This is a genomic window from Pseudomonas sp. FG98 (assembly GCF_057808595.1).
On record NZ_JBMDIJ010000006.1, the window covers coordinates 1 to 20,658 of the forward strand.

Consider the following 20,658-nt stretch of genomic DNA (forward strand, 5'->3'; position numbering starts at 1 on the left):
CCCCCCCCCCTGGGCCGCAACGCGGCCCCAAATTTCACGCGGAGGAACCAGCCATGTCACTTAGCGTCTTCGACCTGTTCAAGATCGGCATCGGCCCCTCCAGCTCCCATACCGTCGGTCCGATGCGCGCCGCTGCGCGCTTCGCCGAAGGACTGCGGCGTGACGGCCTGCTGGCCGCCACCCACAGCGTCAGGGTCGAGCTGTACGGCTCGCTCGGAGCCACCGGCAAGGGCCACGGCAGCGACAAGGCCGTGCTGCTCGGGCTGGAAGGCGAGCAACCCGACAGCGTCGATACCGACAGCATTCCCGCCCGCCTGAAGACGATCCGCGACAGCGGTCGCCTCGACCTGCTCGGCGAACACCCCATCGAGTTCCACGAAAAACAGCACCTGGCAATGATCCGCAAGCCGCTGGACTACCACCCCAACGGCATGATCTTCCGCGCCTTCGACAGCGCCGGCCTGCAGATCCGCAGCCGCGAGTACTACTCGGTGGGTGGTGGCTTCGTGGTCGACGAAGACGCGGCCGGAGCCAACCGCATCGTCGAGGACAAGACGCCGCTGGCGTATCCGTTCAAGACCGCGCGGGAGCTTCTGGCCCACTGCGCCGCGCATCAGTTATCGATCAGCCAGGTGATGCTGGCCAACGAAGCCGCCTGGCGCCCGGAAAGCGAGACCCGCGCCGGCCTGCTGAAGATCTGGCAGGTCATGCAGGACTGCGTCAGCGCCGGCTGTCGCAACGAAGGCATCCTGCCCGGCGGGCTCAAGGTGCGTCGGCGCGCGGCGGCGTTGTACCGCCAGCTCTGCGCCAGCCCGGAAGCGAGCCTGCGCGATGCCCTCTCGGTGCTCGACTGGGTCAACCTCTATGCCCTGGCGGTGAACGAGGAAAACGCCTTCGGCGGGCGGGTGGTCACCGCTCCGACCAACGGCGCCGCCGGGATCATTCCGGCGGTCCTGCACTACTACATGCGCTTCATCCCCGGCGCCAACGAGGACGGGGTGGTGCGTTTTCTTTTGACCGCCGCCGCCATCGGCATCCTTTACAAGGAAAACGCCTCGATCTCCGGTGCCGAAGTCGGCTGCCAGGGCGAGGTCGGCGTGGCCTGCTCGATGGCCGCCGGCGCCCTCTGCGAGGTCATGGGCGGCAGCGTGCAACAGGTGGAGAACGCCGCCGAAATCGGTATGGAACACAACCTGGGCCTGACCTGCGATCCGATCGGCGGGCTGGTCCAGGTGCCCTGCATCGAGCGCAACGCCATGGGCTCGGTGAAGGCGATCAACGCGGTGCGCATGGCCTTGCGCGGCGACGGGCAGCATTTCGTCTCACTCGACAAGGTCATCCGCACCATGCGCCAGACCGGCGCGGATATGAAAAGCAAATACAAGGAGACCGCTCGCGGCGGTCTGGCCGTCAACATCATCGAATGCTGACATCCCTTTGAAACCAGGAGTCCTACATGTCCACCGAAACACTGCTGAAAACCCCGCTGCACGCCCTGCACCTGGAACTGGGCGCGCGCATGGTGCCCTTCGCCGGCTACGACATGCCGGTGCAGTACCCGCTGGGGGTAATGAAGGAGCACCTGCACACCCGTGAGCAGGCCGGCCTGTTCGATGTCTCGCACATGGGCCAGATTCGCCTGCGCGGCGCCAATGCCGCCGAAGCCCTGGAAAGCCTGGTACCGGTGGACATCATCGACCTGCCGGTAGGCATGCAGCGCTATGCCATGTTCACCAACGAACAGGGCGGCATCCTCGATGACCTGATGGTCGCCAACCTGGGTGACGGCGAGCTGTTCCTGGTGGTCAACGCCGCCTGCAAGGACCAGGACCTGGCTCATCTGCGCCAGCATATCGGTGACCAGTGCGAGATCGAGCCGCTGTTCGAGGAGCGTGCCCTGCTGGCCCTGCAAGGCCCGGCGGCGGTCAAGGTGCTGGAGCGCCTGGCGCCGCAGGTGGCGAAGATGACCTTCATGCAGTTCGCCCCGGTGCAACTGCTGGGTGAGGACTGCTATGTCAGCCGCTCCGGCTACACCGGCGAGGACGGCTACGAGATTTCCGTTCCGGCGCACAAGGCCGAGGCCCTGGCCCGGCGCCTGCTGGAAGAGCCGGAAGTCGCCGCCATCGGCCTGGGTGCCCGTGATTCGCTGCGCCTGGAAGCCGGGCTGTGCCTGTACGGCCACGATATGAACACCAGCACCACCCCGGTCGAAGCCAGCCTGCTCTGGGCCGTGTCCAAGGCACGCCGTGCCGATGGCCCGCGTGCCGGTGGATTCCCCGGCGCGGCCCAGGTCTTCGCCCAGCAACAGGCCGGCGTGACGCGCAAGCGCGTTGGCCTGCTGCCGCAGGAACGCACGCCGGTGCGTGAAGGCGCAGAGATCGTCGACGAGGCGGGCAAGGTGATCGGCCAGGTCTGCAGCGGTGGCTTCGGTCCGACCCTTGGCGCTCCGGTGGCCATGGGTTACCTGGACAGCGAGCAGACCGTCCTGGACACCCAGGTCTGGGCAATCGTGCGGGGCAAACGGGTGGCGATGAAGGTCAGCAAAATGCCGTTCGTAGCCCAGCGTTATTACCGCGGCTGAGCCAGGACAACTGGTGTCATGGTGCGTTCGGGATATTCGATTTCGAACGCACGTCCAAACTTTCGAACAGGGTACGGCGCAAGCCCCGGAAAAAGCGCGTAAAGATCCGCCGATAATCGCCTAAAAAGCCTAAGAACAGCGGTCTCCAGGGCTTGTTTTTCCCGGCGAAGTTAGCGTAGAGTCGTTGCCACTGTGTTTGCATGGGTCGCTTGGTTCGTGACCTGGACAGTAGGCTGAGATTCGCTACAACCCGTTCGACGTCTCTTACTTTCCTGCAACCAGCCCAGTGCCTTTCATGACAAACCAATGAAAGAAACTGTAATCACAATATTCAAGTTTCAAAGGGAATAAGACATGTCTCAACGTCAGAGCGGTACCGTCAAGTGGTTTAACGACGAGAAAGGTTTCGGTTTCATCACTCCAGAGAGCGGTCCGGATCTGTTCGTACACTTCCGCGCCATTCAAGGTAACGGCTTCAAGAGCCTGAAAGAAGGCCAGAAAGTCACCTTCATCGCTGTGCAAGGCCAGAAAGGCATGCAAGCTGACGAGGTTATCGCTGAAGCCTAAGTCTTCGCGAAATCCGAAAGCCCCTGTCAATGACAGGGGCTTTTTTTTGCGCGCAATTCCGTAGAATGCACGCTTTTGCGCCAGGAGCCTCACCGCATGTCCAAACAACTGCTCCAGCCACAAGGCGACTTTCCGGTTGCCGGACTGGGCCGCCGCCTGGCGGCGATGTTCTACGACTTCCTGCTCTGCACCGCCCTGCTGATGGTCACCACGCTGGTCTACAAGATGATCCAGATGTCGATCATCGGCGAAACGCAGATGCGCGCCATGACCGAAGCCGGCGCCCTGGATGGCGACCCGTTGCTCTCCACCGTGCTGCTGTTCGCCCTGTTCGGTTTCTTCGCCAAGTTCTGGACCCACGGCGGCCAGACCCTAGGCATGCAGGTCTGGGGCGTGCGGGTGCAGAACGCCGATGGCAGCGCCATCAGCCTGTGGCAGGCATTGCTGCGCTTCATAGTCTCGATCGCCTCGTGGCTGTGCCTGGGCCTGGGCTTTCTCTGGGTGCTGTTCGACAAGCAGAAGCGCAGCTGGCACGACATGTATTCCGAGACCCGGCTGGTGCGGATTCCCAAGCGCAAGAAATGACGGATAAAAAAAAGCCGACCCCAGGGTCGGCTTTTTTACGCCTGCGAAACGCCGGTCAACCCGCGCGCCGCAACAGCCAGACACCTGCCAGCGCACAGATCGCCGCCGGCAGCAGCACCGCCAGCAACGGCGGGAAGCCGAACACCTGGCTGGATGGCCCGAGCAGGTCCTGGGCAATGCGGAACACGAAGCCCACCAGTACGCCGGTGAATACCCGCTGACCAAGGGTCACCGAACGCAGCGGGCCGAAGATGAAGGAGATCGCCATCAGCACCAGCGCTGCGGTCACCAGCGGCTGCAGGACCTTGGTCCAGAAGGCCAGCCAGTAACGATCGTTGTTCAGCCCCTGGTCGGAGAGGTAGTGGATGTAGTCCCACAGGCCGGTGATCGACAGCGATTCCGGCGCCATCACCACGGTATTCAGCAGTTGCGGGGTCAGCGCTACATCCCAGCGCTCCTGCGGCGTTTTCACTACTTCGGTATGGTCGCCGCGGAACAGGGTGGTCGTGACGTCGGTCAGCAGCCAGTGATCCTGCTGGTACTGGGCACGACGGGAAAAGCTGGAGGACTGGATGCGTCGCTCGCTGTCGAAGTGATAGCGGGTCACACCCAGCATCAGGCCGTTCGGCTGCACAGTGTTGATGTGCACGAACTCTTCACCCTGGCGGTGCCACAGGCCGCGCTTGGAGGTCTGTGCCTCGCCGCCACCCTGGGCCAGGGAGCGGTCGGCCTGGGCCTTGTTCTCGGTGACCGGGGCAACGTATTCGCCGATCAGCACGCCAGCCAGCATCAGCACCAGCATCGGCTTCATCACTGCCCAGACGATGCGTCCGATGGACACCCCGGCCGCACGCATGATGGTCAGTTCGCTGTTGCTGGCCAGGCTGCCAAGGCCGATCAGGCAGCCGATCAGGCCGGCCATCGGCAGCATGTCGTAGAGACGTCGTGGTGCGGTGAGCAGGACGAACTCGCCGGCATTCCACAAGGTGTAGGTCTCGCTGATATCGCCCATCTCGTCGATGAAGGCGAACAGCGATGCCAGGCCGAGGATGATCCCGAGCACGGCGAGGATCGCCATGAACACGCTGCGACCGATGTAACCATCGAGCTTACGCACGGGTCACCTCCGCGGCACGGGCACGCATCTTCAGGCGCAGTGGCTCCCAGTACATCAGGCCCAGGCCAATCAGCAGGAACAGCAGGTGAACCGGCCACAAGCCCACGGACAGCGGGATCTTGCCCTTCTCCAGGGCGCCGCGGGCGGCAATCAGAATCGTCAGGTAGGCCATATACAGAAGAATCGCCGGCAGCAGCTTGAGGAAACGACCCTGGCGTGGATTGACCCGCGCCAGCGGTACGGCCATCAGGGTCACGATGAACACCAGCAGCGGCAGCGACAGGCGCCACTCCAGTTCGGCACGCTCGCGTGGGGCATCGCTCTTGAACAGTTCGGAGGTCGGGATCGCCTCGCGCTCGGAGATGTCCTGGCTGACCTCCGGCTTGGGCAGCAGTACGCCATAGGTGTCGTACTTGATGGCGCGGTAGTCGGCCTGGCCCGGGTTGCCGTCGTAGCGGTAGCCGTTTTCCAGGATCAGGTAGCGGTTGCCGTCGGCCTGCACTTCCTGCCGGCCCTTCTCGGCCACCAGCACGCTGATACCGCGGTCCTTGCTCTTGTCGCCGGACAGGCGTTTCTCGGAAATGAACACACCGGCGAGACGGCTGCGGTCGTCGGACAGTTGCTCGGTGTAGGTTACCCGGGTGCCATCACGCAGGGTCTGGAAACGGCCAGGCACGAGGGTATCGAACTCGGTCATGGCATCCTGCTGGTTGATGATCTGGGCGACGTGGGCCACCCCCTGGGGCGCCAGGCTCAGGCTCAGCCAGGCAACGATCAGCGCCACCAGCGCGGCCGGGGCCATGGTCATGCGCAGCAGGCGCTGCTGGCTCATGCCGGTGGCGGAGAGCACGGTCATCTCGCTTTCGAGATACAGGCGACCGTAGGCCAGCAGGATGCCAAGGAACAGGCCCAGCGGCAGGATCAGCTGCAGGAAGCCCGGCAGGCGATAGCCCATGATGAGGAACAGCACGCCCGGATCGAGCATGCCTTGTGCGGCCTGGGCCAGGTATTTGATGAAGCGCCCGCTCATGATGATGACCAGCAGCACGGCGCTGACGGCACTCAAGGTCACCAGGACCTCGCGGGACAGATAACGGAAGACGATCAAACCAGCCACTCCTGGGTTGTCAGGCTCGGACAGCCAAACAAGGAAAACGTTGCAACCAACAAGATAGTTGCCGGTGCGTCAATGCACCCGGACTTCGAAGTGGGCGCATTATCCTGTGATTGCCCCTGCCTGTCACTTCGCACCGCGCAATGCATGAAAACGGGGTTGTCACGGGCGCCGCACCGGGCTCAAACTGGCAGCTTTCCGTCTGGCCCGCCGCGGGCGGCCAGGTCGCTTCGAGCGCTCGCTACGTTTTGTACGACCAGCAGCGCACTGACAGTTCGTTCGGGGACCCTGACATGGATTTGGTTGTAAAAAGCGTAGCCGCAGCATCCTTGAAAACCGCCACCCTGGTCCTGCCCGTCGGCGAAGGCCGCAAGCTGGGCGCCAGCGCCAAGGCCGTCGATGAGGCCAGCAAAGGCGCACTGAGCGCCGTACTGAAACGCGGGGACATCGCCGGCAAGGTCGGCCAGACCCTGCTGCTGCAAGGCATCGCCGGCCTGAAGGCCGAGCGCGTGCTGCTGGTCGGCACCGGCAAGGACGACAACCTGGGCGATCGCGCCTGGCGCAAGGTCGCCAACGCCATCCTCGGCGTGCTCAAGGGCCTGAACGGTGCCGATGCGGTGCTGGCCCTGGAAGACGTTGCGGTCAGCGGCCGCGATGCCCATTACGGCAAGGCCCGCCTGCTGGCCGAAACCCTGCTCGACGGCGAATACGTGTTCGACCGCTTCAAGAGCCAGAAAGCCGAACCTCGCGCCCTGAAGAAAGTCACCCTGCTCGCCGACAAGGCCGGGCTGGCCGACACCGAGCGCGCAGTCAAGCACGCTGCCGCCATCACCAGCGGCATGCGTTTCACCCGCGACCTGGGCAACCTGCCACCGAACCTGTGCCACCCGACTTTCCTCGCCGAAGAAGCGAAGAACCTCGGCAAGGCCTTCAAGGGCCTCAAGGTCGAAATCCTCGACGAGAAGAAGATCAAGGATCTCGGCATGGGCGCCTTCTATGCCGTCGGCCAGGGCAGCGACCAGCCGCCACGGCTGATCGTGATGAACTACCAGGGCGCGAAGAAGACCGAAAAGCCGTTCGTGCTGGTCGGCAAGGGCATCACCTTCGACACCGGCGGTATCAGCCTGAAGCCGGGTGCCGGCATGGACGAAATGAAGTTCGACATGTGCGGCGCCGCCAGCGTGTTCGGCACCCTGCGCGCCGTGCTGGAGCTGCAGTTGCCGATCAACCTGGTGTGCCTGCTGGCCTGTGCCGAGAACATGCCGAGCGGTGGCGCTACCCGTCCGGGTGACATCGTCACCACCATGAGCGGGCAGACCGTGGAGATCCTCAACACCGATGCCGAAGGCCGCCTGGTGCTGTGCGACACCCTGACCTACGCCGAGCGCTTCAAGCCGCAGGCGGTGATCGACATCGCCACCCTGACCGGCGCCTGCATCGTCGCCTTGGGTAGCCACACCTCGGGCCTGATGGGCAACAACGACGAACTGGTCGAGCAACTGCTCAGCGCCGGCAAGCGCGCCGACGACCGCGCCTGGCAACTGCCGCTGTTCGATGAATACCAGGAACAACTGGACAGCCCGTTCGCCGACATCGCCAACATCGGCGGGCCGAAGGCCGGCACCATCACCGCCGGCTGCTTCCTCTCGCGCTTCGCCAAGGCCTACAACTGGGCGCACCTGGACATCGCCGGCACCGCCTGGATCAGCGGCGGCAAGGACAAGGGCGCCACTGGCCGTCCGGTCCCGCTGCTGACCCAGTACCTGCTCGACCGTGCCAATGCCTGACCAGGATGCCGGCCGGTCCGGTGACCGGTCGGCGCTTGCCTCATGAGCCAAGTCGACTTCTATATCCTGCCCAGCCCCTCCCCCGGCGCACGCCTGGATTTCGCCTGCAAGCTTTGCGAAAAAGCCTGGCGCCTGGGGCATCGGGTCTACCTGAATTGCACCGATACCGCCCAGCGCGACGAACTGGATGCGCGCCTCTGGGCGTTCAAGGGCGAGGCCTTCGTGCCCCACAGCCATGCCGAGGAGGATGCCGCGGCAGCGGTGGCCCTGGGCATCGGTGACGACGCCGGCGAGCATCAGGACCTGCTGGTCAATCTCGACCTGAAAGTCCCGCCGTTCGCTGCGCGCTTCGCTCGGATCGCCGAGATCGTGGTGGAAGACCCGGCCATCCGCCAGGCCACCCGAGAGAGTTTCCGCTTCTACCGCGAACAGGGCTATGCTCTGCAAGATCACCGCTTACAGCGATTCTGACGACGATGGACAAACGCCCTGCCCTGCCTCAATCCGCCCACTTGCTGGACGACCTGGAGTCGATTCGCCAGTTGCTGGGCGATGAAACCCTGCAACCGCCGCTGCTGACCGAAACCGTGGAAGAACAGATCCCGCTGTTGCTCGAACCGGCCGAAGAGCTCGCACCGCCTCCTCCCGCTGCCGCCCCGGTGGCAGAGCCCGACCCGCAGGCCCGCCGCCAGGACACCCTGCTGCACCTGGACGCCGAACTGCGCGCCGCCGCGCAACTGATCATGCAGGACGTCATCGACGACTTCGCCCCGCATATCGAGAACGAGATCAAGCGGCGACTGGATGCCCGCCTGGAACGGCTACTCAACCAATCCTCCTGACACACCCTGGATCCCCACAGAAGGCATATAACCCTGTGGGAGCTGGCTTGCCAGCGATTTGGCCAGACCTGACAACATCATTGCTCTTGCCGGCCTCATCGCTGCATGGGTATCTACACAACTTGAGATCAACCACAAAGCCACAGGTCGCCGTGTACCTGTGGGAGCGGCTGTTAGCCGCGATTGGCCGCAAAGCGGCCATGAAACCTGTGCCCTCGGTGTGTCAGGCAGATCTGGGACTTAGGTTTTACGACGGCTTCGCCGCCGATCGCGCGGTCCGGCGTCCCGGCTAACAGCCGCTCCCACAAGGTCCGTGTTGTACCTGATAGAGATGTGTAGATACCCATGCTCATCGCTGGCAAGCCAGCTCCCACAGGGTCATGTGTTGCCATTGCCCTGCTTATCGCCTCAACCCCCCGCCTCCGTTATACTTCCCGGCTTTCCCGAATAAATGCCATAGGGTCCCCCCGCGCAATGGATAAGACCTACCAGCCGCACGCCATCGAAACCTCCTGGTACAACACCTGGGAGTCCGAGAATTACTTCGCCCCGCAAGGCGCGGGCGAGTCGTACACCATCATGATCCCGCCGCCGAACGTCACCGGCAGCCTGCACATGGGTCACGGCTTCAACAACGCGATCATGGACGCCCTGATCCGTTTCCGTCGCATGCAGGGCCGCAACACCCTGTGGCAGCCGGGCACCGACCACGCCGGTATCGCCACCCAGATGCTGGTGGAGCGCCAACTGGAAGCCAAGGGCCAGAACCGTCACGACCTGGGCCGCGAGAAGTTCCTGGAGAAGGTCTGGGAATGGAAGGATCAATCGGGTGGCAACATCAGCCGCCAGATCCGCCGCCTGGGCTCCTCCGTGGACTGGAGCCGCGAGCGCTTCACCATGGACGACGGCCTGTCCGAAGCGGTCAAGGAAGCCTTCGTGCGCCTGCATGAAGACGGCCTGATCTACCGCGGCAAGCGCCTGGTCAACTGGGACACCAAGCTGCACACGGCGATCTCCGACCTCGAAGTGGAAAACCACGACGAGAAAGGCCACCTGTGGAACCTGCGCTACCCGCTGGCCGATGGTGCGAAAACCGCCGAAGGCAACGACTTCCTGATCGTCGCCACCACCCGTCCGGAAACCATGCTCGGCGACTCCGCCGTAGCCGTTAACCCGAACGACGAACGCTACCAGGCGCTGATCGGCAAGTTCGTCGAGCTGCCGCTGATCGGCCGCCGCATCCCGATCATCGCCGACGACTACTGCGATCCGGAATTCGGCACCGGCTGCGTGAAGATCACCCCGGCCCACGACTTCAACGACTACGAAGTCGGCAAGCGCCACAACCTGCCGCTGCTGAACATCTTCGACAAGAACGCCACGGTCCTGGCCGCCGCCCAGGTGTTCAACCTCGACGGCACGGTCAACGAATCCATCGACGCCAGCCTGCCGGCCAAGTACGCCGGTCTCGACCGCTTCGCCGCGCGCAAGCAGATCGTCGCCGACTTCGATGAGCTGGGCCTGCTGGTCAGCGTCGACGACCACGCCCTGAAAGTGCCGAAGGGCGACCGTTCCGGCACCGTCATCGAGCCGTGGCTGACCGACCAGTGGTACGTCTCCACCAAACCGCTGGCCGAACCGGCCATCGCTGCCGTGGAAGACGGGCGTATCCAGTTCGTTCCGAAACAATACGAAAACATGTACTTCTCCTGGATGCGTGACATCCAGGACTGGTGCATCAGCCGCCAGCTGTGGTGGGGCCACCGCATTCCGGCCTGGTACGACGAGTCCGGCAAGGTCTACGTCGGCCGCAGCGAAGAAGAAGTACGGGCGAAGAACAACCTCGGCGCCGACGTGGTCCTGAATCAGGACAACGACGTGCTCGACACCTGGTTCAGCTCCGGCCTGTGGACCTTCTCCACCCTTGGCTGGCCGCAGCAGACCGAATTCCTCAAGACCTTCCACTCCACCGACGTGCTGGTCACCGGCTTCGACATCATCTTCTTCTGGGTTGCCCGGATGATCATGCTGACCATGCACCTGGTGAAGAACGAGGACGGCACCCCGCAGGTGCCGTTCAAGACCGTCTACGTGCACGGCCTGGTGCGCGATGGCCAGGGCCAGAAGATGTCCAAGTCCAAGGGCAACGTCCTTGACCCGCTGGACATCGTCGACGGCATCACCCTCGACGCGCTGCTGGAGAAACGCACCAGCGGCATGATGCAGCCCAAGCTGGCGGAAAAAATCGCCAAGCAGACCAAGGCCGAGTTCCCCGAAGGCATCGCCAGCTACGGCACCGACGCCCTGCGCTTCACCTTCTGCTCGCTGGCGTCCACCGGTCGCGACATCAAGTTCGACATGGGCCGCGTCGAGGGCTACCGCAACTTCTGCAACAAGATCTGGAACGCCGCCCGCTACGTGCTGGACAAGGGCGAGGACTGCGGCCAGAACGGCGAGGCCTACGAGCTGTCGCTGGCGGACCGCTGGATCATCTCGCAACTGCAACGCACCGAAGCCGAAGTGACCCGCCAACTGGAGCAATTCCGCTTCGACCTGGCTGCCCAGGCACTGTACGAGTTCATCTGGAACCAGTACTGCGACTGGTACCTGGAGCTGTCCAAGCCTGTGCTGTGGGACGAGAACGCCCCGGTCGAACGCGCTCGCGGCACCCGTCGCACCCTGGTCCGGGTACTGGAAGTGGCGCTGCGCCTGGCCCATCCGTTCATGCCATTCATCACCGAGGAAATCTGGCAGCGCCTGGCGCCGCTGGCCGGTATCGACGGCAAGACCATCATGCTGCAGCCATGGCCTGAAGCGAACGAGAGCCGCATCGACGCCGCCGCCGAAAGCGACATCGAGTGGGTCAAGGAGCTGATGCTCGGCGTGCGCAACATCCGGGGCGAAATGAACATCGGCCCGGGCAAGCCGCTGCAACTGTTCCTGAAGAACGCCAGTGCCGATGACCAGCGCCGTCTGGTCGAAAACGAAGCGCTGCTGAAGAAGCTGGCCAAGATAGAATCGTTCACCGTGCTCGGCGAGCAGGACGAAGCACCACTGAGCGCCACCGCGCTGGTCGGTGACCTGCAAGTGCTGGTACCGATGGCCGGCCTGATCGACAAGGACGCCGAGCTGGCACGCCTGAACAAGGAAATCCAGCGTCTGCAGGGCGAAGTCCAGCGCGTCGGCGGCAAGCTGTCCAACGCCGCCTTCGTCGACAAGGCACCGCCTGCGGTGATCGACAAGGAGCGCGCCAAGCTGGCCGAAGCCGAACAGGCCCTGGCCAACTTCACCGAGCAGCACGCGCGGATCGCCGCCCTGTAAAGCGACCCCGCCCCTGTGGGAGCTGGCTTGCCAGCGATGACTGTTGTGACTTCACTGACTTCATCGCTGGCAAGCCAGCTCCCACAGGTCCGCGCTCAAGCAAGCCCACGACCATGACCAAACCCGAAAAACCCACCCTGCACCCGCGCAACCGCCATCAGGGCCGCTACGACTTCCCCGCCCTGATCAAGGCCCTCCCGGACCTCGCCCGCTTCACCATCACCAACCCCCATGGCAAGCCGAGCATCGACTTCGCCAATCCGGAAGCGGTGCGGGTGTTCAACCGAGCGTTGCTGAAGGCCCAGTACGGCATCCAGTTCTGGGACATTCCCGCCGACTACCTGTGCCCGCCGATTCCGGGACGTGCCGACTACCTGCACGCCCTGGCCGATCTGCTGGCCGAGGAAAATGCCGGCGAGATCCCCCGTGGCGCGCAGATCCAGGCACTCGACGTCGGCGTTGGCGCCAACTGCATCTACCCGCTGCTGGGCAATGCGGACTACCGCTGGCGCTTCACCGGCTCGGATATCGATCCGCTGGCCCTGGCCTCGGCCAAGGCCATCGTCCAGGCCAATGGCCTGGGCAAGTTCATCAGCCTGCGCCAGCAAGGCAACCACAAGCACATCCTCAGCGGCCTGCTGGCCGCCGAGGAGCGCTTCGACCTGACCTTGTGCAATCCGCCCTTCCACAGCTCCCGTGAGGAAGCCACCCGCGGCAGCCAGCGCAAATGGCGCGCCTTGGGCAAGGCCGATCCGAAGCGCAAGCTTCCGGTGCTGAATTTCGGCGGGCAGAACAACGAGCTGTGGTGCGAAGGCGGCGAGATCCGTTTCGTCACGCAACTGGTACAGGAGAGCAAGGCCGTGGGCCAGCAGGTGCTGTGGTTCAGCAGCCTGGTGTCGAAAGCGAGCAACCTGCCCGGTATCGAAGCAGCGCTGAAGAAGGCCGGTGCCGTCGAGCAACGGGTCATGGAGATGGGCCAGGGGCAGAAGCAAAGTCGCCTGGTGGCCTGGACTTTCCAGGATCCGGCTGCCCGCCAGCAATGGCGACAGCAACGCTGGAAGGCGAAGTAGGCTACTTTCGCCAGACGTAAAAAAAACGCATCAGGCTCGCGCCGGATGCGGTTTTTTCGTGCTGCTTACAATTACTTGTTTACAGCGTCGGTCAGCACTTTGGCTGGCACGAACTTGACGACTTTCTTGGCAGCGATTTCGATGGCAGCGCCAGTCGAAGGGTTGCGACCGGTACGGGCAGGACGCTCGGTGATTTTCAGCTTGCCAATGCCTGGCAGGGTGATTTCGCTGCCGTTTTCCAGTTGATCAGCAACGATCTGGCCCAGTTGCTCCAGTGCGTTACGCGCGGTGGTTTTCGGCGCGTCGATAGCTTCAGCGATATCGGCGATCAGTTGGTCTTTGGTCAATGCCATGGTGGTGTTCCTTCCCTAATCAAATTCAGTGGGTTTGCAGAGTGCCGCGTCAGCCATCGGGTCCGGCTCCGTAGTCGGACGGCCGGGATACATCCATTTTTGCCAATCGCGTATGTAGATACCTAAAAATGCGATTGGTTCGACGTGACGCCAGCGGTCTGCCAGCACTGCGCCTCACAGGGGGCGCAAGACCGGGCAAAACTACCACAGGAATAGATAAATATCCGCCTCGCAGGTCGCAAATCTTCAGGTTTTTCGGGGGTTTACACAAAATATCGCAAAAAACAGAACGAAAAACGAACAGAGCCCCCCGGCATCCCACCTGGAAGCCCGTCCCGAGGCCCAGCTGGGTTACACTTGGCAACTTTGCCACGCCCTGCGCCACACCTTCATTGAGCCGAGAATTCCATGCCGATCCGTCATTGCATCGTCCACCTGATCGACAAGAAACCCGATGGCAGCCCTGCGGTCCTGCACGCGCGCGATTCCGAACTGAGCGAGTCGACCGCTATCGAGAACCTCCTGGCCGACCTGAATGACAGCTACAACGCCAAGCAGGGCAAGGCCTGGGGTTTCTTCCATGCCGAGTCCGGCGCCCACCCGTTCAGCGGCTGGTTGAAACAGTACCTGGACAGCGAAGAAACCTTCACCGGGTTCAGCCGTACTGCGGTGGAGCATCTGCAAAAGCTGATGGAGGAATCGAACCTGTCGGTGGGCGGCCACGTGCTGTTCGCCCATTACCAGCAAGGCATGACCGACTACCTGGCCATCGCCCTGCTGCACCACAGCGAGGGCGTCGCGGTTAACGCCGAGCTGGATGTCACCCCGTCCCGCCACCTCGACCTGAGCCAGCTGCACCTGGCCGCGCGGATCAATATCTCCGAGTGGCGCAACAACCAGAATTCCAAGCAGTACATCTCCTTCATCAAGGGCAAGAACGGCAAGAAGGTCTCCGACTACTTCCGTGACTTCATCGGTTGCCAGGAAGGCGTCGACGGGCCCGGCGAGACCCGTACCCTGCTCAAGGCCTTCAGCGATTTCGTCGAGAGCGAGGACCTGCCCGAGGAAGCCGCCCGCGAGAAGACCCAGACCCTGGTCGAGTACGCCACCAGCCAGACCAAGGCCGGCGAACCGGTGACCCTGGAAGAGCTGTCGAGCCTGATCGACGAAGACCGCCCGAAAGCCTTCTACGACCATATCCGCAACAAGGACTACGGGCTCTCTCCGGAGATCCCGGCGGATAAACGCACCCTCAACCAGTTCCGCCGCTTCACCGGTCGCGCCGAAGGCCTGTCGATCAGCTTCGAAGCCCACTTGCTCGGTTCGAAGATCGAATACGACGAAGAAGCCGGTACCCTGACGATCAAGGGCCTGCCTACCCAACTGATGGACCAGCTCAAGCGGCGCAAGGACTGAACCATTCATCCGAACTGATATTTTTGCCAGTAGCAGCCTCTTCGTTCGGATAGTTAGCCTGAGCGTGTCGTCACCGACCTTCTCGCCCAGTCGTCTTGCACGTGGTGACCCCTTTGCGACTCACCTGATCAGGACCGGGCTTGAAGATGATGACCCTCGTTTCCCTGCTTCGATGTCTCACGTGCTCAGCGGCGCTCATGTCGGGGGCCGCCCTGGCCGGCCCCGGCGAAGACATGGCCAACGCCTTGAATATTCGCCTGGGCAACCGCGCCTGGGATTGCGGCGCGGATTCGAAACCGGCCTTCCTCTGCAGCGGGGTTATTATCCGGGCCGCCGAAGAGCAGCAGTTCTGGGTACCCCTGAAGAAAAACATCGACGCCGGGGCAATCTCGGCGTCCTACCTGCGCATCGACTCCAAGTTCAAGACCCTGGTCTACCGCCGCAACAGTGGCTTCACCCTCTACCCGATCTTCGCCAACCCGTCGAAGAACGCGAGGTACGAGGTGCTCTGCTCGTTTCCCAACGATGGCGGCACGGACAACCGGGCAGACCGCGGTTGCGCCGACCACGTGCAGACCCCGACCGTGGAAAACTACTGCGACCAGATCGGCGTCAGGAGCGGAAAGGACTGGATCGCACGGTTTCCCGCCGACAAGGTGAAATACAGCGAGATCTGCGCCTTCGACGTGCGTGACCGCCGTGATGCCCATGCAGGGCCCGCCTTCCGCGCCAGCCTGGATGCACGCAACTATGGCGGCGAGACCTTGTTCCCCGTGGACAACGAACTGCGCATCGGCACCTGGGGCAACAACCCGCCTTACGATCCTCCGGTCGAGAGCACCTTCTACACCACGCCACCGACCTCCAGCACCTCGGGGCTGGAGAATGCCCGGGCCAACCAGATCGAATGGTGGCTCGCAGCAAAACGCTATCTGCCTTTGGTAAAGCTGGACCTGCCACAAAAAATCACCGAGAACCCGAGATTCAGCTTCGACCCCGCCGACCAGGCTATCCAGCCCACCACCCGCGCCGACGGCTGCCCCAGCTACATCGACAGCGCCAGCTTCGCCGACATCCCCGCGACGGCCACCTCACCCGCGATGAAGAGCCTGAGAATCGTGCCCAGCGCCTGCGGACGCGAGGCCAGGGAAGACCAGACCAACAACTTCTTCAATGAACTGGTCTCACGCTACTACCGCAACCCGGCCTGGCAAGAAGCTTCACTGACTCACCCGCAGAACATCCTGAGCATGCGCCGGCAACTGGTCTGCCACTTCATCTATCGGCGCTATGCGGCCGAATGGACCCTTGAGCCAATCCGCAAACTGATTGACGTCCAGGAATCGGGCGCCAAGCAGTGCGACAACTGACCCCGTCGTCATCTCCTGCAAACCGAGAGCCGCCACCATGAAACGCACTTCCCTGCCATGGTTCATCTTGCTTGCAACACTGGACGCACTGGCTGCGACCCGCGCCCTGGCCGACCCGAACTGCTCGCAGTACATCACAGAGGCGAAATGGGGCACGGAGAAAGTCACCTCATACTTCTCAGGCTCCTACCCCAGCCTGCAAATCACCCTGAACAGATCAGGCTGTATCTACAGCGCCGCCGATACCGATGCAATGTTCGAGCAGATCTACGCAGCGCATTCCCAGGACACGGAATGGAACAGTCCCAAACTGAGCACCGAGCAGATGCGCAACAGCGTGAAGCTCCAATTGGAATGCCAATTGAGCCGCTCGCCGGTACCCAATCCGATTACCCTGGAACCCAGGCGCGAAACGGCGTCGCTCGAGGCATTCAAGAAGGCAAGCAACTGCAACGCGCCGTAACCAGCCCCTGCGCCGCGAAAGCTGCCACCAGGGCCTCCTTCGCGCTCTTGCGCAAGGCCTTGATCAGGCGCTCATGGCGCAAGGCCTGGGACTTGTCCGGCCACTGCTCGACATACACCAGCGCCACCGCCGGGCTGGTGCTGAAGTAGCGCGCCCCGCGGCCTTTCTGATGGGCCGCGAAACGCCGCTCGGGGTTGTCGCTGATGCCGCAGTACAGCGAGCCGTTAGCGGCGCGCACCAGGTAGACGTACCAAGGCTTGGCGGCGGTGGAGGGAGCGGCTGTTTCGGTCACGATGAAAAGAAGATTCCGACGGCGGGAGACTACAGCTTACCGCCTCAGTTGCCGCTCTGGAACGCGCGCAGGCCCTTCAGCGCCTGCTGGCGGACCTTGTTGTGCAGAAACGGCGTCCAGCCCAGCAGCAGGCCCGGCGCACCCAATGCCTGGCGCGCCCAGCCCCAGAAATCGAAAACGTCATGGTGCTCGACGATCAGGCCGTCGCGAATCACGAAGCTGGCACGGATGTCGTTGACCACCGTGCGCCCGGTCTGGCTGAACAGGTAGGTCGCCACCCAGTGCGCGGAGCCGCCCCGCTCATCGGCGCGGACGCTGTCGAAGGTCAGGGAGAAGTCCTTGGCCCTGCGGGTGAGCATGCGCCACATGTCGCCGGCATCCTTGCCGCGCAAGGTACCGAAGGCCGGGTCGCTGAAGACGATATCGGGGCTGTAGCAGGCAACCATGGCCTCGGCATCCAGACGCTGGAACGCCTGGTAGAAACGGGTGATCAGGGCACTGTTGGCATCGCTCATATCGGGTTCCATCACCGGAAGAATCAAGCGTTGCACGATAGTCCGGCTGACGGCACAAGGCCAGCGCCATCAACCGGACGAATGGGGCGCCCTCAGATCCGCTCGCTGGTCGCCTGGACGTACTGCGTGCGGCCCGCCTTGAGGCCGAACAGGATGGCCGCCGCACCGATCACCGCGAAGATCCAGCCAACCGCGTTCCAGCCGCCGGACAGGTCGTGCACCAGACCCACCGCGAACGGGCCGGCCGAGGCCAGGGTGTAGCCGACCCCCTGGGCCATGCTCGACAGGTGGGCGGCGACATGGGCGTCCTTCGAACGCAGCACGATCAGGGTCAGGGCCAGGGCGAAGGTGCCACCCTGGCCGATACCCAGCACCACCGCCCAACCCCAGAGCCCGCCGAGAGGGGCGTACAGGCAGCCGAACAGCCCGGCCAGGGTCAGGACCATGACGATCAGGATCGCCAGGCGCTGGTCCTTGCCGCGGGTAGCCAGCATCGGCGCGGTCAAGGCGCTGAGCAATTGCACGATCACCGAGCCGGACAGCACCAGCCCCGCCTCGGTCGGACTCAGGCCGCGACCGATGAGGATCGATGGCAGCCAGCCGAAGACGATATAGGCCAGGGACGATTGCAGGCCCATGTACAGGGTGACCTGCCAGGCCAGGCGATCGCGCCACAGGCCGCGCACGCGAAAGGCGGCGTGGTGGACGCCATGCCCCTGGCGGGCCTGGGGCAGCCAGATCAGGGCGGCGACCACGGCCGGAATCAGCCAGACACCCAGGCCCAGCCGCCAGTCATCGGCGAAATGATGGCTCAGCGGTACCGTAGCACCCGCCGCCAGTGCCGCGCCCAGGCATAGGGCCATGGTGTAGACGCCCATCAGGCTGCCGGCGTGGGCCGGGAAATCGCGCTTGACGATGCCCGGCAGCAGCACGCCGATCACCCCGATGCTCGCTCCGGCGACCAGGCTGCCGGCGAAAATGCCGAAGCTGCCCAGGCTGCTGCGCAGGGCGATCCCGCCGGCCAGGCACAGCAGCACGCCAAGAATCACCCGTTCGCTGCCGAAGCGCCGTGCCAGCATCGGCGCCAGGGGGGCGAACAGGCCTAGGCACAGCACTGGCAGCGTGGTCAGCAGACCGGCCTGGGAACCGCTCAGGCCCAGTCCCCGGGACACGTCGCCGAGTACCGGGGCCATGCTCGATAGCGCGGGGCGCAGGTTCAGTGCGACCAGCACCAGGCCAAGCAACAGCAGCCAGGCGCTGGGTTGGCGAGCCGGGGGTTGCAGTTCGGCGTCGTCGACTTCGGCGTCGATCAACAGTTCGTCAAGCACCGGCCCGTGGGGCGGCGGCTTGGTGGGGAGGTGTTGGCCCATGGCAGTGTCTCGAAAAGTTCAGGGTTCATTGATCAGTGTCCGGCTGAGGGCCTTGGCCCGCTCCGGATCTTGTCGTTCCACGGCATCGAGGATCTGCTCGTGCAGGTCGAACACCGCCTGGTTGCGCGGGGTGTGGCTCATGCTGTGTTCCAGCTTCAGCGCCACCACGCTGGAGAAATAGCGGTACAGCTCGCTCAGCGCCGGGTTGTGCGCGGCGTCGACCAGGCGTTGGTGGAAGACCAGGTCGCAGCGGATGTAATCGCCGAGATCGCCATGAAAATGGCTACCGCTGTGCTTGAGCGCCTCATGCAGGCCGACGAGGTCCGCCTCGGTGCGCCGCAGCGCGGCCAGGCCGATGGCCTCGGCCTCCAGCAGGTGTCGGGCTTCGCGGGCATGCTCAAGACTGCAACTGGACAAGGCCTGTACTGCCGACAGTGGGTCGGAGGCCGTGCGCAGGTAGCTGCCGTCCCCCTGGCGAATCTCGACCAGGCCGCTGAAGGCCAGCACGCGCATGGCTTCGCGCATGGTATTGCGGCTGATGCCGAGTTCGGCGGCCAGCTCGGGTTCGGTGGGCAGGCGCTGGCCTACGGCCCAGGTGCCGCTGGTGATGCGCTGGCGGAGTTGGTCGACGGCTTGTTCGACCAGGGAGCGTTTGATGAGCATGGAGTGCTTACATCCAATCATCGGATGAATTTATGGAGGGCAAGGGTAACGGGTTGTTTCAGGAAAATGCAAACCAGGAGGGAGAATTTGCTGTGGACTTGCGGACCTCATCGCGGGTGAACCCGCTCCCACAGTGCTTACGAAACCCTGTGGGAGCGGGTTTACCCGCGATTGGCTTCAGGATCAGTTCAGAGCGTCAAGCAACGCCTGGTTCTGCTCTTCGGTACCGATGCTGATACGCAGGAACTGATCGATCCGCGGCAGCTTGAAGTGGCGCACGATCACGCCCTGCTCACGCAGCGCCGCCGCGATGCCAGCGGCATCCTTCTGCGGGTGGCGGGCAAAGATGAAGTTGGCCGCCGATGGCAGCACCTCGAAACCACGGGTGGTCAGCTCGGCGACCAGTTTCTCGCGGCTGGCGATGACCTTGTTGCAGGTCTCCTCGAAGTACGCGCGGTCTTCGAAGGCCGCCGTGGCGCCGACGATGGCGATGCGGTCCAGCGGATAGGAGTTGAAGCTGTTCTTGATCCGCTCCAGCGCTTCGATCAGGTCCGGATGCCCCACTGCCAACCCGACCCGCAGACCGGCCAGCGAGCGCGACTTGGACAGGGTCTGGGTGACCAGCAGGTTCGGGTAGCGGTCCACCAGGCTGATGGCGGTTTCGCCACCGAAGTCGATGTAGGCCTCATCCACCACCACCACCGACTCGGTGTTGAGCTTGAGCAGTCGCTCGATGGCCTCAAGCGCCAGCAGGCAGCCGGTCGGGGCGTTCGGATTGGGGAAGATGATCCCGGCATTGGGCTGCTGGTAGTCCTCGACGCGGATCTGGAACTGCTCGTCCAACGCCACCGGCGCCGACTGGATGCCGTACAGGCCGCAGTAGACCGGGTAGAAGCTGTAGCTGATATCCGGGAACAGCAGCGGTGCGTCGTGCTGGAACAGGCCGTGGAAGATGTGCGCCAGCACCTCGTCCGAGCCGTTGCCGAGGAATACCTGGTTGGGCTGGACGCCGTAGTAACCGGCGACGGCCTGCTTGAGCAGGTCGCTGTTCGGGTCCGGGTACAGGCGCAGGTTTTCACTCAGCTCGCCGCGCATGGCTTCCAGCGCTTTCGGCGACGGGCCATAGGGGTTTTCGTTGGTGTTGAGCTTGACCAGCTTGGTCAGCTTCGGCTGTTCGCCCGGTACGTAAGGCACCAGGTTCTTGACGAAGGGGCTCCAGAATTTACTCATGA

General features: G+C 63.5%; 20 protein-coding genes. 12 read left to right on the forward strand and 8 right to left on the reverse strand.

What is annotated here, in order from left to right; genetic code table 11:
• Positions 1–53: 53 nt before the first annotated feature.
• The 4 genes from ACODSK_RS06115 (at position 54) to ACODSK_RS06130 (ending at position 3,733) form a co-directional block, all read left to right on the forward strand.
• Positions 54–1,430, forward strand: coding sequence for an L-serine ammonia-lyase (locus tag ACODSK_RS06115; RefSeq protein ID WP_489014641.1), 1,377 nt, complete (start codon positions 54–56; stop codon positions 1,428–1,430).
• A 26-nt stretch (positions 1,431–1,456) separates the two neighbouring features.
• Complete coding sequence (gcvT, locus tag ACODSK_RS06120) at positions 1,457–2,581, forward strand: glycine cleavage system aminomethyltransferase GcvT (protein ID WP_489014642.1); 1,125 nt, start codon at positions 1,457–1,459, stop codon at positions 2,579–2,581.
• A 354-nt stretch (positions 2,582–2,935) separates the two neighbouring features.
• The gene (locus tag ACODSK_RS06125) at positions 2,936–3,148 is read left to right on the forward strand and encodes a cold-shock protein (protein ID WP_010220199.1); all 213 of its coding nucleotides are present in this window, start codon (positions 2,936–2,938) and stop codon (positions 3,146–3,148) included.
• 96 nt (positions 3,149–3,244) lie between these two features.
• Complete coding sequence (locus ACODSK_RS06130) at positions 3,245–3,733, forward strand: RDD family protein (protein WP_489014643.1); 489 nt, start codon at positions 3,245–3,247, stop codon at positions 3,731–3,733.
• A 55-nt stretch (positions 3,734–3,788) separates the two neighbouring features.
• Here the strand turns inward: ACODSK_RS06130 and lptG are convergent, their stop codons facing one another.
• Positions 3,789–4,850 (reverse strand): LPS export ABC transporter permease LptG, encoded by a 1,062-nt coding sequence (gene lptG, locus ACODSK_RS06135; RefSeq protein ID WP_489014645.1) that lies wholly within the window; start codon positions 4,848–4,850, stop codon positions 3,789–3,791.
• The gene (gene lptF / locus ACODSK_RS06140; protein ID WP_489014646.1) at positions 4,843–5,958 is read right to left on the reverse strand and encodes an LPS export ABC transporter permease LptF; all 1,116 of its coding nucleotides are present in this window, start codon (positions 5,956–5,958) and stop codon (positions 4,843–4,845) included. The genes lptG and lptF overlap by 8 nt, the downstream gene beginning before the upstream one ends.
• A 299-nt stretch (positions 5,959–6,257) precedes the next feature.
• Between lptF and ACODSK_RS06145 the strand changes: the two genes are divergently transcribed.
• The 5 genes from ACODSK_RS06145 to rlmF all read left to right on the forward strand — a co-directional run bounded on the left by ACODSK_RS06145 (position 6,258) and on the right by rlmF (position 12,984).
• Positions 6,258–7,751 carry a leucyl aminopeptidase gene (locus ACODSK_RS06145; protein WP_489014648.1) on the forward strand — a complete coding sequence of 498 codons (1,494 nt, stop codon included), beginning with the start codon at positions 6,258–6,260 and terminating at the stop codon, positions 7,749–7,751.
• 42 nt (positions 7,752–7,793) lie between these two features.
• Positions 7,794–8,222, forward strand: coding sequence for a DNA polymerase III subunit chi (locus ACODSK_RS06150; protein ID WP_489014650.1), 429 nt, complete (start codon positions 7,794–7,796; stop codon positions 8,220–8,222).
• Positions 8,223–8,227: 5 nt separating this feature from the next.
• Positions 8,228–8,593 carry a DNA polymerase III subunit chi gene (locus tag ACODSK_RS06155; RefSeq protein ID WP_489014651.1) on the forward strand — a complete coding sequence of 122 codons (366 nt, stop codon included), beginning with the start codon at positions 8,228–8,230 and terminating at the stop codon, positions 8,591–8,593.
• 474 nt (positions 8,594–9,067) lie between these two features.
• The gene (locus ACODSK_RS06160) at positions 9,068–11,914 is read left to right on the forward strand and encodes a valine--tRNA ligase (RefSeq protein WP_489014653.1); all 2,847 of its coding nucleotides are present in this window, start codon (positions 9,068–9,070) and stop codon (positions 11,912–11,914) included.
• A gap of 113 nt (positions 11,915–12,027) precedes the next feature.
• Positions 12,028–12,984, forward strand: coding sequence for a 23S rRNA (adenine(1618)-N(6))-methyltransferase RlmF (gene rlmF / locus ACODSK_RS06165; RefSeq protein WP_489014654.1), 957 nt, complete (start codon positions 12,028–12,030; stop codon positions 12,982–12,984).
• 71 nt (positions 12,985–13,055) lie between these two features.
• On the opposite strand, the gene ACODSK_RS06170 is transcribed toward rlmF, so the two are convergent.
• Entirely contained in the window at positions 13,056–13,337 is a 282-nt protein-coding gene (locus ACODSK_RS06170) for an HU family DNA-binding protein (protein ID WP_009398256.1), read from the reverse strand.
• Positions 13,338–13,745: 408 nt separating this feature from the next.
• Here ACODSK_RS06170 and yejK point away from each other — a divergent pair, with 408 nt between their 5' ends.
• The 3 genes from yejK to ACODSK_RS06185 all read left to right on the forward strand — a co-directional run bounded on the left by yejK (position 13,746) and on the right by ACODSK_RS06185 (position 16,586).
• The gene (gene yejK / locus ACODSK_RS06175) at positions 13,746–14,753 is read left to right on the forward strand and encodes a nucleoid-associated protein YejK (RefSeq protein WP_489014656.1); all 1,008 of its coding nucleotides are present in this window, start codon (positions 13,746–13,748) and stop codon (positions 14,751–14,753) included.
• 197 nt (positions 14,754–14,950) lie between these two features.
• Complete coding sequence (locus ACODSK_RS06180) at positions 14,951–16,123, forward strand: DUF2599 domain-containing protein (RefSeq protein WP_489014657.1); 1,173 nt, start codon at positions 14,951–14,953, stop codon at positions 16,121–16,123.
• A 37-nt stretch (positions 16,124–16,160) separates the two neighbouring features.
• Positions 16,161–16,586: a hypothetical protein gene (locus ACODSK_RS06185; RefSeq protein WP_489014658.1), complete on the forward strand. Its 426-nt coding sequence runs from the start codon at positions 16,161–16,163 to the stop codon at positions 16,584–16,586.
• Here the strand turns inward: ACODSK_RS06185 and ACODSK_RS06190 are convergent.
• From ACODSK_RS06190 to hisC, 5 genes are all read right to left on the reverse strand, one after another.
• Positions 16,555–16,878: a GIY-YIG nuclease family protein gene (locus ACODSK_RS06190; protein ID WP_489014660.1), complete on the reverse strand. Its 324-nt coding sequence runs from the start codon at positions 16,876–16,878 to the stop codon at positions 16,555–16,557. The two genes, ACODSK_RS06185 and ACODSK_RS06190, sit on opposite strands and share 32 nt — an antisense overlap.
• A 44-nt stretch (positions 16,879–16,922) precedes the next feature.
• Positions 16,923–17,393, reverse strand: a complete 471-nt coding sequence (locus ACODSK_RS06195) for a nuclear transport factor 2 family protein (protein WP_489014661.1) — start codon at positions 17,391–17,393, stop codon at positions 16,923–16,925.
• A 92-nt stretch (positions 17,394–17,485) separates the two neighbouring features.
• Positions 17,486–18,763 carry a CynX/NimT family MFS transporter gene (locus ACODSK_RS06200; protein ID WP_489014663.1) on the reverse strand — a complete coding sequence of 426 codons (1,278 nt, stop codon included), beginning with the start codon at positions 18,761–18,763 and terminating at the stop codon, positions 17,486–17,488.
• 18 nt (positions 18,764–18,781) lie between these two features.
• The gene (locus ACODSK_RS06205; protein ID WP_489014664.1) at positions 18,782–19,426 is read right to left on the reverse strand and encodes a FadR/GntR family transcriptional regulator; all 645 of its coding nucleotides are present in this window, start codon (positions 19,424–19,426) and stop codon (positions 18,782–18,784) included.
• 183 nt (positions 19,427–19,609) lie between these two features.
• On the reverse strand, positions 19,610–20,656 hold the full coding sequence (gene hisC / locus ACODSK_RS06210; protein ID WP_489014665.1) for a histidinol-phosphate transaminase: 1,047 nt from the start codon (positions 20,654–20,656) through the stop codon (positions 19,610–19,612).
• Positions 20,657–20,658 lie beyond the last annotated feature (2 nt).

Excerpts from the sequence above, each read along its gene's own strand:
- ACODSK_RS06200 (WP_489014663.1), bottom strand. The coding sequence starts at position 18,763 with ATGGGCCAACACCTCCCCACCAAGCCGCCGCCCCACGGGCCGGTGCTT.
- ACODSK_RS06205 (WP_489014664.1), bottom strand. The coding sequence starts at position 19,426 with ATGCTCATCAAACGCTCCCTGGTCGAACAAGCCGTCGACCAACTCCGC.
- ACODSK_RS06170 (WP_009398256.1), bottom strand. The coding sequence starts at position 13,337 with ATGGCATTGACCAAAGACCAACTGATCGCCGATATCGCTGAAGCTATC.
- ACODSK_RS06155 (WP_489014651.1), top strand. The coding sequence starts at position 8,228 with ATGGACAAACGCCCTGCCCTGCCTCAATCCGCCCACTTGCTGGACGAC.
- hisC (WP_489014665.1), bottom strand. The coding sequence starts at position 20,656 with ATGAGTAAATTCTGGAGCCCCTTCGTCAAGAACCTGGTGCCTTACGTA.
- ACODSK_RS06125 (WP_010220199.1), top strand. The coding sequence starts at position 2,936 with ATGTCTCAACGTCAGAGCGGTACCGTCAAGTGGTTTAACGACGAGAAA.
- rlmF (WP_489014654.1), top strand. The coding sequence starts at position 12,028 with ATGACCAAACCCGAAAAACCCACCCTGCACCCGCGCAACCGCCATCAG.
- yejK (WP_489014656.1), top strand. The coding sequence starts at position 13,746 with ATGCCGATCCGTCATTGCATCGTCCACCTGATCGACAAGAAACCCGAT.
- ACODSK_RS06180 (WP_489014657.1), top strand. The coding sequence starts at position 14,951 with ATGTCGGGGGCCGCCCTGGCCGGCCCCGGCGAAGACATGGCCAACGCC.
- gcvT (WP_489014642.1), top strand. The coding sequence starts at position 1,457 with ATGTCCACCGAAACACTGCTGAAAACCCCGCTGCACGCCCTGCACCTG.
- ACODSK_RS06160 (WP_489014653.1), top strand. The coding sequence starts at position 9,068 with ATGGATAAGACCTACCAGCCGCACGCCATCGAAACCTCCTGGTACAAC.
- ACODSK_RS06150 (WP_489014650.1), top strand. The coding sequence starts at position 7,794 with ATGAGCCAAGTCGACTTCTATATCCTGCCCAGCCCCTCCCCCGGCGCA.
- ACODSK_RS06130 (WP_489014643.1), top strand. The coding sequence starts at position 3,245 with ATGTCCAAACAACTGCTCCAGCCACAAGGCGACTTTCCGGTTGCCGGA.
- ACODSK_RS06145 (WP_489014648.1), top strand. The coding sequence starts at position 6,258 with ATGGATTTGGTTGTAAAAAGCGTAGCCGCAGCATCCTTGAAAACCGCC.
- ACODSK_RS06195 (WP_489014661.1), bottom strand. The coding sequence starts at position 17,393 with ATGAGCGATGCCAACAGTGCCCTGATCACCCGTTTCTACCAGGCGTTC.
- ACODSK_RS06115 (WP_489014641.1), top strand. The coding sequence starts at position 54 with ATGTCACTTAGCGTCTTCGACCTGTTCAAGATCGGCATCGGCCCCTCC.
- ACODSK_RS06185 (WP_489014658.1), top strand. The coding sequence starts at position 16,161 with ATGAAACGCACTTCCCTGCCATGGTTCATCTTGCTTGCAACACTGGAC.